The following is a 13,489-nucleotide window of genomic DNA, read 5'->3' as shown; positions in this document are numbered from 1 at the left end:
GCCGCTCACCGACAGCTGGCCCGCCTGCGGCTGTCCTCTGCACCGCAGTCCCGCATGAGGCACGACCAGTCGTTCACCAGGTACGACTTCTGGAAGCAGCAGTTCACCGTCTCCGTCGGGTCACTCGTGGTGGACACCCGAAACGATGACGTGCTGGCGGTCGTGCACCAGGTCGTGAACGGGAGCGTCTTCCTTCGGCGCGCCGGACAAGCGGCCGGACGGCTGTGGAGCTGTCCGTTGCCTCGCCTCCGGCAGCCCTCGACGGACGAGATAGCCGAGAGCAAGCGCCTGGGCGAGCCCCTTCTTACCCAGCGGTCGGCCCTTCACCGCACCGAGGACGTAGCCGAGGACTTCGACAGATCCACCAACCCTTGGGACCTGTCAGACCTCCGCAGCAGCCTCTACTGACTCCCACTCCGGTCGTCAGCGGGCAGAAGCGGCGACCGGAGTGGGTTGGATCACCTACCCACAACCAGGCACGGAGCGAAGCACGATGCCCGACTCAACTCCACCGGCTCCGCCGTCCCCCACACCGACACCGACACCGCCGCCGGCCCCCGGCTGCCCGATCTGCGGTGGTCCCGGGAGCTGTGGCCACTTCCGACAGGTGTAGCAGTGAGGAGACCAGTATGACCACGCGGACAGGGCAACCGCCCTGACCGTCCCGATGCCGCCGGACGGCACGACGGCAGCGGGACCACGAAGCACACCAACTGACCACGACACAAAAGGAGTACGGCTATGGGCTGGGGAACCGGCAAGGGCGGAAGTGGCGGTAAGGACGGAGGCGGCCAGGGCGGCGGCTCCGGCGGCAACGACGGCGGGACGGGCAAGCACGCGGGAAACAAGGATCCGGGCAAGCACGGTCCGACTGAGGACACGCAGAGCGGTAACGGCGCCAACAGGCACGGTAAGGAGAAGTAGTTGACGGATAATCAGCACCAGCAGGAGCAGGCCGCCGTGCGCGGCCTGCTCCTGGCCGTCAGCGAGGAATTCGGCCACCCCACGGCCCCCGAGTGGGAGAAGGCCCTTGAGGCCGTCCCACGTCATCGCTTCCTTCCCGAACGCATCTGGCTGCGCAACGAGGATGGCATCCTCACGGCACGCGCCATCCAGGACGACCCGGACGGGTGGTTCGCCGCCGCGTACGCCAACGACCCCGTGGTCACTCAGGTAAATGACGGCAAGGACCCGGGTGATGACCCGTGGCCGTCGTCGTCCGCGTCAGCGCCGTCCATCGTCGTCCAGATGCTCGAAATGCTTGAACTTCGTGCCGGAATGACGGTGTTGGAGGTCGGCACGGGCACGGGGTGGAACTCGGCACTTCTCTCGCACCGGCTCGGTGAACAGAACGTCGCGAGCATCGAGGTGGACCCGGAGGTGACCGCCCGAGCGCGCACCGCTCTCACCGCCGCCGGACTGACGCCCGAGGTGGTGTGCGGCGACGGCCGCAGGGGCTGGGCGGTGAGGGCTCCGTTCGACCGGATCGAAGCCACTTGCTCAGTCACGCGCGTTCCTGGCGCGTGGGTCGAGCAGACCAAGCCCGGCGGCGTGATCCTCACGCCGTGGGACAACCCGTGGGTCTGCTGGGGGCTGCTCCGCCTGACAGTCGGCGAGAACGGCAGCGCCGAGGGGATGTTCTCCCCGTACAGCGCGTTCATGCTGATGCGCGGCCAGCGGACCGACCTGCGGATCTACCGCGACGTGGTCCACGATGAGCACGTCCCGGACGAGTCGCACACCGACCTGCCCGCGCACGAGATCGCCGAAGAGCCCTGGGACGCCGCCTTCACGATCGGGATGCGTCTGGGCAACGTCTGGCAGGCGTGGGACGAAGACCCCGACGTCGAAGGTGTCGCTCGCCGGCTCTGGCTCGCCACCACCGACACCAAGTCCTGGGCGGCCGTGGACGACTGCGGGCCGGACACCCCCGGCTTCACCGTCTGGCAGCACGGCGAGCGCAGACTCTGGGACGAGCTGGCAGCCGCGCACGCGTGGTGGCTCGCCCACGGGGAGCCCGGCCCGGAACGCTTCGGGGTCACCGTAAGCGCCAGCGGTGACCACACGTTCTGGCTGGACAGCCCCGGCTCACCCCTCAGCGATCTCTGACGTGGACAACGATCAGGAGTACTACCGGGAGGCCGCCGAGCGAAGCCGGAGGGGCCTCCCCGACCCGCACCGGCTGGTGGCGGCGTACGCGGTGTCCCTGACGGGCCTGCTGGCTGTCGTGGTGCTCCTGGTCGTCGTCTGGCACAGGTAACCCACCGCGACGTGGGTCTCAGGGGGTCTCAAGGCGTTGACATGTGACCAAAAGGTCACCTATCGTCGGAGTGTGGACGCGATATTCAAGGCCCTGGCCGACCCGACTCGCCGCAGCCTGCTGGACGAGCTGTTCCGCCAGGACGGGCAGACGCTCACCGCACTCGAAAATCGCTTCGCCATCACGCGTTTCGCGGTCATGAAACACCTCAAGCAGCTTGAGGAGGCGGGCCTGGTGGTGACCAGGAGGCAGGGCAGGGAGAAGCTCCACTTCCTGAATCCCGTCCCCATCCGGCTCGTCCACGACCGGTGGGTGAGCAAGTACACGGAACCCTGGGCTGCTGCGCTCAGCGGCCTCAAGAGCCGACTGGAGAGTCCCATGCAGAAGATCTTCGAGATCTACATCCGCACCACCCCCGAACGCCTCTGGGAGGCGATCACCGACGGCGAGATCCGGAGCAAGTACACCTTCGGAGCCCGGGTGACCTCGGACTGGACGGTGGGTTCGCGGTACGAGATGAGCCACCCCAAGGCTCCGGAGCTGCTCGGCGAGGGAGAGATCCTCGAGGTCGACCCGCCGCGCCGGCTCGTCCAGAGCATGGTCGCGCTCTGGAGCGACGAGGTGAAGAGCGAGGGGACCTCCAGGGTGACGTGGGAGATCGAGCCCGTCGGCGACTCCTGCCGCCTGACCGTCACCCACGACCACCTGCGCGAGGGCGGCAACGACGAGATCTACGGCGGTTGGCCGATGATCCTGTCCGGCCTGAAGACCTGGCTCGAGACAGGCGAGCTGCTCACCACTCCCCGGTCCCTGCGCTACGCGTGAGCCCACCGGGGGCGCCGCCAACAAGGCGTCAGGCCCGGCCGGTCCATGAACACAGGCCGGGCCTGAAACGCGTCAGATGGTCGCCGCCAGCCGGGTGCCCTGGTCGATGGCCCGCTTCGCGTCGAGTTCGGCGGCGAGGTCGGCGCCACCGATGAGGTGCGGCGTGTGCCCGGCGTCGGACAGGGCCTGGTAGAGATCGCGCCGGGGTTCCTGCCCGGTGCAGAGCACGACGGTGTCCACGTCGAGGATCCGGCGCTCGCCGTCGACGGTCAGGTGCAGGCCCTCGTCGTCGATCCGGTGGTAGGTGGCTCCGGCGGTCATGGTGACGCCCCGGTGCTTGAGTTCGGTGCGGTGGATCCAGCCTGTGGTCTTGCCCAGCCCCGCACCGACCCGGGTGGCCTTGCGCTGCAGCAGGTGGACGGTACGCGGCGGCGTACCGCGCTTCGGCTCGCGGAGGCCGCCGGGCGAGCGGTGCTCCGGGTCGATGCCCCACTGCTCGAAGAAGACCTCGGGGTTCAGGCTCGCTTCGCCGCCCGGGTCGGTCAGGTACTCCGCGACGTCGAAGCCGATGCCACCCGCACCGAGGATCGCGACCTTCTCGCCCACCTCGGCCTTGCCACCGAGCACGTCCAGGTAGCTCAGCACACTCCGGTGCTCGACCCCGGGTATCTCGGGGATGCGAGGAGTGACTCCGGTGGCCAGCACGAGTTCGTCGAAGCCCTCGCCGGTCAGCGTCTCGACGCTGACGTCCGTCCCGAGCCGGACCTCGACGTTCTGCAGGTCCAGTTGGTGCCGGAAGTAGCGGAGTGTCTCGTTGAACTCCTCCTTGCCGGGCACCTGGCGGGCGATGTTCAGCTGGCCGCCGACCTCCGCAGCGCGGTCGTAGAGGGTCACCGCGTGGCCGCGCTCGGCGGCCGCCACTGCGAAGGCCAGCCCGGCGGGCCCGGCACCGACCACGCCCACCCGCTTGCGGCGGCGGGTCGGCGACAGCACCAGCTCGGTCTCGTGGCAGGCGCGCGGGTTGACCAGGCAGGAGGTGATCTTGCCGGCGAAGGTGTGGTCGAGGCAGGCCTGGTTGCACCCGATGCAGGTGTTGATGGCGTCCGGCAGACCCTGGCGCGCCTTGCTGACGAAGTCGGGGTCGGCGAGCAGCGGGCGGGCCAGCGAGACCAGGTCCGCGTGGCCGTCTGCGAGCAACTGTTCTGCCAGCTCAGGGGTGTTGATGCGGTTGCTGGTGACCAGCGGGATCCCGACCGAGCCCATCAGCCGCTTGGTCACCCAGGTGTAGGCGGCGCGCGGGACGGAGGTCGCGATCGTGGGGATGCGCGCCTCGTGCCAGCCGATGCCGGTGTTGATGATGGTCGCGCCGGCCGCCTCGATCTCCTGCGCGAGCGTGATCACCTCCTCCAGCGTCGAGCCGCCCGGGATGAGGTCGAGCATGGAGAGCCGGTAGATGAGGATGAAGTCCGTGCCGACGCGCTCCCGCACCCGGCGCACGATCTCGACCGGGAAGCGGATCCGGTTCCGGTACTCGCCTCCCCAGCGGTCCTCGCGGAGGTTGGTGGGAGCGGCGATGAACTCGTTGATCAGGTACCCCTCGGAGCCCATGATCTCGACGCCGTCGTACCCGGCCAGCTTGGCCAGCTCCGCCGCGCGTACGAAGTCCTCGACGGTCTGCTCGACCTCGTCCTCCGTCAGCGCGTGCGGGACGAAGGGGCTGATCGGCGCCTGGACGGCACTGGGTGCCACCAGGTCCGCGTGGTAGGCGTACCGGCCGAAGTGCAGGATCTGCATGGCGATCCGGCTGCCCTCGCGGTGGACGGCGGCGGTCACGGTCGCGTGCTGCTCCGCCTCCGCCTCGGTGGTCAGCTTGGCGCCGCCCTCCCAGGGGCGTCCACGCTCGTTGGGGGCGATCCCGCCGGTGACCATGAGGCCCACGCCGCCGCGCGCACGGGTCGCGTAGAACTCCGCCATCCGCTCGAATCCGCCCGGCGCTTCTTCGAGTCCGACGTGCATCGAGCCCATCAGGACGCGGTTGGGCAACGTCGTGAACCCCAGGTCGAGCGGGCTCAGCAGGTGGGGGTAGTCGGTCATCCGGGTGCCTCCTCGCGCACGGTCGTTGCCACAAGGTAGGCCGCCCGGGCCTCCCTATGCAACAAGTTGCATAGGGAGAGAGCAAGGCCACAGGTCAACCGACAGGGCGGTCAGTCGGCCGGGGAGGGGGCCGTGCGCTGCCAGGGGCGGCGCCGTTCCAGTTCCGCCGCCAGCGCGAGGAGGCGCTGCTCGCCGCCGGGCGGCGCGACCAGCTGGACCGACAGCGGCAGGTCCCGGTCGGAGATGGGGTGCGCGCCGCCGGGCAGGGTGAGGGCGGGCCAGCCGGCCAGGTTCCAGGGGTGGCTGAAGGGGGCGTAGCGGATGTTGGACAGGATGTTCGCCGTCCAGCTGCGGGCGTGCCACGCCTCGGCGGGTGGCGGGTTCCGGGCGAGGGCCGGGGTGATCAGGACGTCGTGCCGGCTGAAGAAGCGCTCCAGGCGCTCCTGCCACCGGGTGCGCTGGCCGGGCCGGACGAGCCCGGCCCGGGTGACGGCGCGGCCGAGCGCGGCGTGGCGGCGGGTGCGCGGGTTGAGCCGGCTCGGGTCGAGGTGCCGGGCGTCGGCGGCCGTTCCGGCCAGCCAGCGGGCGACCGAGGCCGCGCCCAGCCAGAACGGGTAGGGCGCCTCAACCGGGCCGACCTGGTGTCCTGCGGAGGCGAGCACCCGGCCGGTGTCCTGGACGGCGAAGGTGTAGGCGGCGTCGACCGCGATGCCGGGCGTCGGGCAGCGGGTGGACAGGGCGATCCGGAGCGGGGCGGATTCGGGCTCGACGTCGCCACCGGGCCGGCCCGGCACGGCGGCGAGGCCTGCGAGCACGCTCAGCATCAGCCGGGCGTCGGCCGCGCAGGTGGCGATCGGCCCGTTCTCGGCCATCCCGAACCAGCCGTCGACACCGAGGCCGGCCGGCACCAGCCCGGACCCCGGCTTCAGGCCCAGCACACCGCAGTTGGCCGACGGGATCCGGATGGACCCCATCCCGTCGTTGCCCAGCGCGATCGGCACCATCCCCGCCGCCACGGCGGCGGCGCTGCCACCGGAGGAGCCGCCCGCGCTGCGGGACAGGTCCCAGGGGCTTCGGGTGATGCCGAAAACGCTGTCGGTGGTACCGAAAATGCAGAGCTCCGGGACCGCCGTCAGGCCGACGATCACGGCACCGGCGGCCCGCAGCCGTCGTACGGTCTCGTGGTCGGCGGGGGCGGGCGTCTCGGGGGTGGCGGCGGAGCCGTGCCGGGTCGCCTCGCCGGCCACCGGCAGGTTGTCCTTGACGGCGACGGGCACCCCGGCCAGCGGCAGTGTGGCGAGGTCGGCGCGGGTGGCGAGTGCGTCGGCCTCCTGGAGAGCACGCTCGGCGAGCACCTTCCGGAAGGCCCCGATGCGCGCGTCCACCGCCGCGATCCGGGCCAGGTGCTCGGCGACCACCTGACGGGGAGTCACCTTCCCGCTCCGGACCGCCTCGGCGATCTCCACGGCCGTACGCCCGACCCAACCCGTCATCGCCACTCCCCTGCCCGGTGCCGGTCGCACCGTACGCCAGCTGCCGGTACCCGGGCCCGGGCCCGGGCGCCGGCGTCAACCTAGCCAGCCGGGCACCTGTGGACAAGAGCCCGGACGCCGGGAGCCCTCCTCAGCGCCCGCCGATCCACCGACCGAACGCCCGCCGACCAGTCGGTCTGCTACCCGTCGGTCACTTACCAGAACCGAGACCCGGCGGCGACCACGACCTTCTGAAGTGCGATGATCCGAGTTCCGTCCCCGGTGGCGGACCTCCGCCGAGCTGGCCGCGCTCCATCCCTTCCGCGACCACCAGGGCACCAGAAGAGGTCCGCCCTTGCGCACCCCAGCAGCCCCCGGCGGCGCTTCCTCCCTTCCCTCCCTCAGGAAGAACCACCACCGTGCACGTCACCCTCATGTCCCCACGCGCCCGCGTGCGGTCCGTACGCGCCGTCGCCGTAGTCGGCGCGGGCGGGCTGCTCCTGTCCGGCTGCGGCACCAACGCCGCCCCGGCCGGCGGCCAGGACAACACCTCCGCCGCACTGCGCGCCAAGCTCCCGCACGCGGTCCGAGCCGCCGGAGTCCTGAAGATCGGCTCGAACCTCAACTACGCGCCGGTCGACTTCAAGGACCAGAACTCGGCGCCCGCCGGGCTCGATCCGGACCTCGCCACCGCCCTCGGCAACTACCTCGGCCTACGTGTCCAGTTCGTGGACATGCCGTTCGACAAGCTGATCCCGGCCGTCCAGGCGAAGCAGATCGACCTGGCGATGTCGGCCGTCATCGACACCCAGCAGCGCCAGAACGGCACCGACGACAGCGGCCAGCAGGCGAACCCCGGCGTCGACTTCGTCGACTACTTCGTCACCGGTACCTCGATCCTGGTGAAGAACGGGAACCCGGTCGGCATCAACTCGCTGGACGACCTGTGCGGGCACACCGTCGCGGTGCAGCGGGGCACCATCCAGGCCGAGATCGCCCAACGTCAGGCGCCGGCCTGCGACAGGATCTCCAAGCCGCTGCGGATCGACCTGCTCGACACCGACGACCAGGCCCTCAGCGAGGTCGCCGCCGGCACCGCCGTGGCCGACCTGAACGACTACCCGATAGCCGCGTACAACACCCGTTCCGCGCAGGCCGGAACAAGGTTCCAGCTCACCGGGGGCCAGCTCGAACCCGGTCCGTACGGGCTGACGCTGAACAAGACCGAGTCGGCGCTACGCGACGTGCTGGCCAAGGCGCTGGACCAGCTGATCCTCGACGGCGAGTACGACAAGATCCTCGACAAGTGGAACGCCCACCCGGGCGCCGTCCAGAGCGCAGTCGTCAACGGCGGCCTCTGACCGTCCGGACGGCCGGGGGTGGTGTGGGGTGGTGCGGCAGGCGCGAGTACGACGCCCGCCGCACCGCCCCACACCCGGGTCAGTGGCGCGGGCGGTCGGGACGGCCCGCCGCGAGGTCGTGCGGGGTCTCGCCGCCGCCCCTGGCGGCGTCGATCACGCCGTGCAGACCGGCCGTGCTCAGGACGCCCGGAGCACCCGGGAGATCAGTGCCCCGCTGCGCCGAACTCGCGTGCGCACTGGGTGCGGTGAGGGAGGCCACCACCCCGGCGGCGAGGGACGCAACGGCGAGCATGCTTCGCTTCTTCATAGCCCGCTCAACGCCGGATCGGGGGTCGAGGTCACGGGTCCACCGGCAGCAACTGCCGTCGCTCACTCATCACCCGCACCGACGGACTCCAGCTGAGCCAGCTCCTCCGACGAGAGCCGCAGCGCACCGGCGGCAACGTTCTCCACCAGGTGATCCGGGTTGCCGGTGCCCGGGATGGCCAGCACGTGCGGCCCACACTGCAACGTCCAGGCCAGCCGGACCTGCGCGGGCGAGGCACCGTGCGCCCGGGCGACGGCGAGCACCTCGGCACGCTCGGCCTCGGTCGCACCCGCCGCGCGCCCGTCACCCGCAATGGCGAAGAAGGGCACGAAGGCGATGCCCTGTTCACCGCAGCTGCGCAGGAGTTCGTCGGAACCCGCGTGGCGCGAGTCGAGGCTGTAGCGGTTCTGCACGCAGACCACCGGCGCGATGGCCTGCGCCTCGGCGAGGTGTTCGGCGGTGATGTTGGAGAGGCCCAGGTGGCGGATGAGGCCGGCCTCGCGGAGTTCGGCCAACGCGCCGAAACGCTCGGCGATCGAAGCGGTGCCGAGAATACGGAGGTTCACCACATCGAGGTGGTCGCGGCCGAGCTGGCGCAGGTTCTCCTCGACCTGGCCGCGCAGTTGCTCCGGGGTGGCATGCGGCAGCCACGCACCCGACGGACCCCGGCCCGGCCCGACCTTGGTGGTGATGACGAGCTCGTCGGAGTAGGGGGCCAGCGCACTGTTGATCAGCTCGTTGGCCGAGCGCAGCGCCGAGAAGTAGAAGGAGGCGGTGTCGATATGGTTCACGCCGAGCTCAACCGCCCGACGCAGCACGGCGATTGCGCGATTGCGATCGCTCGGGGTGCTGTCGCCCGCGAAAGCGGGTCCGTGCTGCGTCAGGCGCATCGCGCCGAAGCCGATCCGATTGACCGTCAGGTCGCCGAGCTGCCAAGTGCCTGCGGCTGCAGCGTTGATGGTCTCTGTAGTCATGTCTTGAACCTTCCGGGCGGTAGACAGGCCAGGCCTGCGGGGGCTTGCGGGATCTTGGCTTCATGTGATAACGTCGCATCAGAATGCTTTTTGCCATTGGCCGTTGATGCATGGGCAGGATAACTGCCGTTCCAACATCCGTCCAGTGTTCAGCCATGTCTTGCCGAAGAACGCAGCGCGCCGCAGACGGATACGCGCAGGGGCGATGCTGTCAGGACAGCATCGCCCCTGCCACGTCTTCGGCCAGTCAGTCAGTGCGACTGGCCGAGGTGTACCGGGTCACCGCCGAGGGTGACGTACAGCGTTGTCCAGCGCTTGTCGGCCTCGGTGGGCGGCCTGCCGTCGCAGAACACCTTCGTGCCGTTCGCCGTGTAGAACCGCATCAGCTCGAGGACGGCCAACGGGTCGGAGTTCTCGCCACCGGTGTAGCGCTTGTCGGGTGTCCCGGTCTGGTGCGCGAGGCAGGTGGGCGAGGGCGTCGACGGCTGCGCGTCGAAACTGCCGCTGCCGGCCGGGTCACAGGACGCCGTGAACGGTACGAGCAGCAGGGCCGGCGCCAGCCACAGCGCGGCGCGCCTCACAGCGCGGCCGGCAGGCTGCGGATCAGCAGACCCGTCCCCACCACCAGGACGAGCAGCGCCGTCGACGCCGCCGTGTACGGTGCGATCCGGCGCAGCCGCCGCACCACCGGCCGGTCCGCCGCCCCCGCGAAGCGGTCGCCCAGCCGCACGATCAGCAGGCCGACGGCGGTGAGCGTACCGGCCATGCCGAGCCCGTACGCAACGACCAGGGTCGCGCCGAACAGCGTCCGTCCCAGCGCGACCGCGCCCAACAGGACGACCAGCGCCGAGGGGCTCGGCACCAGCCCGCCCGCGATACCCAGCCCGATCAGCCCGCCCTTCCCGAGCGGGCGGGCGGGTTGATCGGGCTCGTGGTGGTGATGATGATGGGCACGTCCGAACAGCCCGTGGCGATGCGTGTGGCCGTGCGCCTCCTCGTGCCGTTCCTCGTGCTCGTGCCCAACCCCGTGCTCGTGGTGCTCGTGGTGCCCGTGGGTCACCGCCCCCGCCCCGGCCGCCACCAACTCGCGCTCCGCAACTGGCAACAGCGCCTCACCGCCAGCCCGTTCGCCACCCGCCCGGAGCCGCCGCACCGCGCCGAGCAGCAACCCACCGCCGACCAGTGCCACCAGTGCGCCACTGACCACCCCGAGCCAGCCGAGCACCCGATCCCCGGCCAGGGACGAGAAGGCCGTCAGGCACAACCCCAGCACCAGCACTCCGGCGGTGTGCGTCACCGTCACCGTCGCGCCGACGGTGATCGCATCGCGGGTACGGCCGCGCCGCCCTGCCAGGTACGCGGCCATCACCGCCTTCCCGTGGCCGGGCAGCAGGGCGTGACCGGCTCCGAGCACGATGGACAGCAGCACCGCGAGAAGGCCCACCGGCACGGTCAGCCGCCGGGCGCCGCCGAGTGCGACGACCTTGCTGTTGAGCGCCGCGATCCACCTTGAAGGGCCGCTCGCGGAGATCCCGAAGCCCGAACCGGACGCCGAGGCCGCGCCCGAGGACGGGCCGGAGCCGGGGGTCGCGGCGAACGAGGCCCGGGTGACGCCTCGGGGGTTGTCCAGCAGATCCCTCGGGTAGTTGGTCAGTTGGCCGGAAACCGACGTTTCCGGCACGTCGGAGTGGTCCAGCCGGACACCGTCGCCACGTGCGGTGATCTCGTTCCAGCCCACCCGCGTCGGGTCCACCCCGGTCGAGACCTGGAAGCGGGTGCCGCTCCCGGCGATCCGCAGCGGGGCCTCCAACCCGCACTCCAGCCGGCTGGTCCGCAGACCGGCCGCGCCGTCCCGGTACTCGAAGAGCTGCGACCGCACCGTCCACGGGACGGCGACGGCCCTGCCCCCGCTCTCCGCCGTCACGCTCAGGCGCTGCGCGGCCTGTGCGCACTGCGTCGCGGCCCACGCGGCGCGCTCGGCATCGTCCACCGTGCCGTTGCCGTCGCGGTCGATCTGCGCCTGCTCCTGCAGGGTCGGGATCTCGGCGGTGTCGGTGACGGCCAGGGCCTCGATCCGGTCGGTGTGCAGCGTGAAGCCGACGTAGTGGTTGACCGAGAAGTTCCCGAGCGGATGGGCCCCCGCCTCGGGAGCGAGCGCCGTCAGCAACCAGAGCGCACCTCCGACCGCAACTCCCGTGCGTGCAAGGGACTTGAGAACTGCCACGCACTGCCTCCGACTTCGATCCAGCGGGCGATGCGCGGGCTGCGGGCCTTCCGCCCGGGTGCCACGCGCCGAACGTCCACAGTGTTCGGGCCGGACGGCCGTCAGCAGGACGTCTCGGCCGCCGACATCACCCGTCCGGCGGGCCGGTTCATCCCACTGGCCTTCAGCTGATCGATCGTCAGCTCGACTCGGGATCACCCGTTCCCGTCCTGGCCCCTCCACCCGCCGACCCGCCGACCCGCCAACCCGTCCCGTCGTACGGACCCGGCTGCGGCTGCGGCTGCCCGGGTGAAGCCACTGGACCGAGCGGGTGAGCCCGGCAATCCGGCCATCGCGTGTACCCGAACTCTTCACGGCATCCGGTTCACAGTGCCCACAGCGGCCGATCGCCGGCCCCATCCCCGAGCAGACCATGCCCCCAACGGAAGCGAGCACCCCAGACGATGAAGGCCCCGCGCAGAAGCACCCACCCCAGCTCCACCATCCGATCCAGCTCCACCGCCCGCACCGCCGCGCTGCTGACCGTGATGAGCGTCGCCCTCGCCACCAGCGCCCTCGCCGGCCCCGGAGCCGGTGTCAGCACCGCCTCCAGCCACCGCGAGGCGCCGCTGATCGCCGCCGACCCGCAGGTCGACAACACCGACGTGTACGCGTTCACCAGCCCGGACAAGCCGGACACCGTCACGCTGATCGCCAACTGGTTCCCGTTCCAGGAGCCGAACGGCGGCCCGAACTTCTACCCCTGGGCCGACGGCGCGCACTACGACATCCACATCGACTCCCAGGGCACCGGCAACCCCGACATCACCTACCGGTGGACGTTCCGCACCGACGACCGGCGCGGCGACAACACCTTCCTCTACAACAACGGCGTCGTGAAGAACCTCACCGACCCGACGCTGCTCTTCCACCAGTACTACACGCTGCAGGAGCTCCGCCCGGGCTGCGAGCCGGTCACCCTGGTCGAGAACGGCAGCGTCGCGCCGTCCCGGACGGGCCCCACCTCGATGCCCGACTACAACCCGCTCCGCGACCAGGCCACCGTCCAGCTCCCGGGCGGCGGGCAGACGGTGGCGACCCAGGCGGCCGACCCGTTCTTCCTGGACCTGCGCGTCTTCGACCTGCTGTACGGCGCGAACCTCAAGGAGACCGGCCAGAACACCCTGGCCGGATACAACGTCAACTCCGTCGCCCTGCAGATCCCGAAGAGCAAGCTCGCACTCAAGGGCGACACCACCCGCAACCCGGTCATCGGGGTGTGGAGCACCACCGAGAAGCAGACCCTGAAGCTCTCCCCGGGTGAGCAGAAGCCCGTCGGTCCGCACGTCCAGGTGTCGCGCCTGGGCAACCCGCTGATCAACGAGGTGGTCGTACCGGCCGGGCTGAAGGACGCGTTCAACGCGCTCCCGCCCTCGGAGGACCACAACCAGCCCGCGCTGGTCGCCAAGGTACTGGACCCGGAGGTGCCCGAGCTGGTCCAGGCGATCTACGGTCTCAAGGCCCCGGCCACGCCGCGCACCGACCTCCAGGAGATCTTCCTGACCGGGATCGCGAAGGCCGCCGACGGCCCGTTCGCCGTGGACCTCAACTCCCAGTTGATGAACCAGGACGCCGACCCGGCCAACTTCGTGCCCGCCGAGGAACTGCGGCTGAACATGTCCACCCCCGTCACCCCGAAGCCGGACCGGCTCGGCCTGCTCAAGGGCGACTTCCAGGGCTTCCCGAACGGCCGCCGTCCCGGCGACGACGTCATCGACATCGCCCTGCAGGTGATGGAGGGCGCGACCCCGGGCCACCTGATCCCCGCGCTCGCCGCCGGTGACGGGGTCGACGGGCCCGACAAGCCGTTCGGCGCCAAGTTCCCGTACCTCGCGCTGCCGTACGCCAAGGCGGTGAACCAGCCGAAGTAGGACCACCCGCGCGGGCGGGCGCTCCGGCTGCCCCGGTTGCCCCGGCTGCCCCGGTTGCCCCG

General features: G+C 70.8%; 14 protein-coding genes. 8 read left to right on the top strand and 6 right to left on the bottom strand.

What is annotated here, in order from left to right; genetic code table 11:
* The first annotated feature begins 54 nt into the window (after positions 1-54).
* From P3T29_RS00935 to P3T29_RS00915, 5 genes are all read left to right on the top strand, one after another.
* Positions 55-408: a hypothetical protein gene (locus P3T29_RS00935; protein WP_280714241.1), complete on the top strand. Its 354-nt coding sequence runs from the start codon at positions 55-57 to the stop codon at positions 406-408.
* Between the two features lie 333 nt (positions 409-741).
* Positions 742-924: a hypothetical protein gene (locus tag P3T29_RS00930; RefSeq protein WP_280714240.1), complete on the top strand. Its 183-nt coding sequence runs from the start codon at positions 742-744 to the stop codon at positions 922-924.
* Positions 925-2,109, top strand: coding sequence for a methyltransferase domain-containing protein (locus tag P3T29_RS00925; RefSeq protein WP_280714239.1), 1,185 nt, complete (start codon positions 925-927; stop codon positions 2,107-2,109).
* A 1-nt stretch (position 2,110) separates the two neighbouring features.
* Positions 2,111-2,260, top strand: coding sequence for a hypothetical protein (locus tag P3T29_RS00920; RefSeq protein WP_280714238.1), 150 nt, complete (start codon positions 2,111-2,113; stop codon positions 2,258-2,260).
* A gap of 72 nt (positions 2,261-2,332) precedes the next feature.
* Positions 2,333-3,085: a metalloregulator ArsR/SmtB family transcription factor gene (locus P3T29_RS00915; RefSeq protein ID WP_280714237.1), complete on the top strand. Its 753-nt coding sequence runs from the start codon at positions 2,333-2,335 to the stop codon at positions 3,083-3,085.
* Positions 3,086-3,157: 72 nt separating this feature from the next.
* Here P3T29_RS00915 and P3T29_RS00910 read toward each other — a convergent pair whose 3' ends face one another.
* Positions 3,158-5,179 carry an NADPH-dependent 2,4-dienoyl-CoA reductase gene (locus P3T29_RS00910; protein WP_280714236.1) on the bottom strand — a complete coding sequence of 674 codons (2,022 nt, stop codon included), beginning with the start codon at positions 5,177-5,179 and terminating at the stop codon, positions 3,158-3,160.
* A 110-nt stretch (positions 5,180-5,289) separates the two neighbouring features.
* Positions 5,290-6,672 (bottom strand): amidase family protein, encoded by a 1,383-nt coding sequence (locus tag P3T29_RS00905; protein WP_280714235.1) that lies wholly within the window; start codon positions 6,670-6,672, stop codon positions 5,290-5,292.
* 398 nt (positions 6,673-7,070) lie between these two features.
* Between P3T29_RS00905 and P3T29_RS00900 the strand changes: the two genes are divergently transcribed.
* The gene (locus P3T29_RS00900; RefSeq protein WP_280714234.1) at positions 7,071-8,012 is read left to right on the top strand and encodes an ABC transporter substrate-binding protein; all 942 of its coding nucleotides are present in this window, start codon (positions 7,071-7,073) and stop codon (positions 8,010-8,012) included.
* Between the two features lie 79 nt (positions 8,013-8,091).
* Here the strand turns inward: P3T29_RS00900 and P3T29_RS00895 are convergent, their stop codons facing one another.
* The 4 genes from P3T29_RS00895 to P3T29_RS00880 all read right to left on the bottom strand — a co-directional run bounded on the left by P3T29_RS00895 (position 8,092) and on the right by P3T29_RS00880 (position 11,517).
* The gene (locus P3T29_RS00895; RefSeq protein WP_280714233.1) at positions 8,092-8,319 is read right to left on the bottom strand and encodes a hypothetical protein; all 228 of its coding nucleotides are present in this window, start codon (positions 8,317-8,319) and stop codon (positions 8,092-8,094) included.
* 62 nt (positions 8,320-8,381) lie between these two features.
* Positions 8,382-9,293 carry an oxidoreductase gene (locus P3T29_RS00890; protein WP_280714232.1) on the bottom strand — a complete coding sequence of 304 codons (912 nt, stop codon included), beginning with the start codon at positions 9,291-9,293 and terminating at the stop codon, positions 8,382-8,384.
* 251 nt (positions 9,294-9,544) lie between these two features.
* On the bottom strand, positions 9,545-9,874 hold the full coding sequence (locus tag P3T29_RS00885) for a hypothetical protein (RefSeq protein ID WP_280714231.1): 330 nt from the start codon (positions 9,872-9,874) through the stop codon (positions 9,545-9,547).
* Positions 9,871-11,517 carry a sulfite exporter TauE/SafE family protein gene (locus tag P3T29_RS00880; RefSeq protein WP_280714230.1) on the bottom strand — a complete coding sequence of 549 codons (1,647 nt, stop codon included), beginning with the start codon at positions 11,515-11,517 and terminating at the stop codon, positions 9,871-9,873. Before P3T29_RS00880 ends, P3T29_RS00885 begins: the two co-directional genes overlap by 4 nt.
* A gap of 30 nt (positions 11,518-11,547) precedes the next feature.
* Here P3T29_RS00880 and P3T29_RS00875 point away from each other — a divergent pair, with 30 nt between their 5' ends.
* Positions 11,548-11,688, top strand: coding sequence for a hypothetical protein (locus P3T29_RS00875; RefSeq protein WP_280714229.1), 141 nt, complete (start codon positions 11,548-11,550; stop codon positions 11,686-11,688).
* Between the two features lie 272 nt (positions 11,689-11,960).
* Positions 11,961-13,427, top strand: a complete 1,467-nt coding sequence (locus tag P3T29_RS00870; protein ID WP_280714228.1) for a DUF4331 domain-containing protein — start codon at positions 11,961-11,963, stop codon at positions 13,425-13,427.
* Positions 13,428-13,489: the final 62 nt, after the last annotated feature.

The organism is Kitasatospora sp. MAP5-34 (assembly GCF_029894335.1).
GTDB lineage: Bacteria > Actinomycetota > Actinomycetes > Streptomycetales > Streptomycetaceae > Kitasatospora.
The sequence above is the reverse complement of the archived record's forward strand: the minus strand, read 5'-3'. Positions and strand labels throughout refer to the sequence as shown.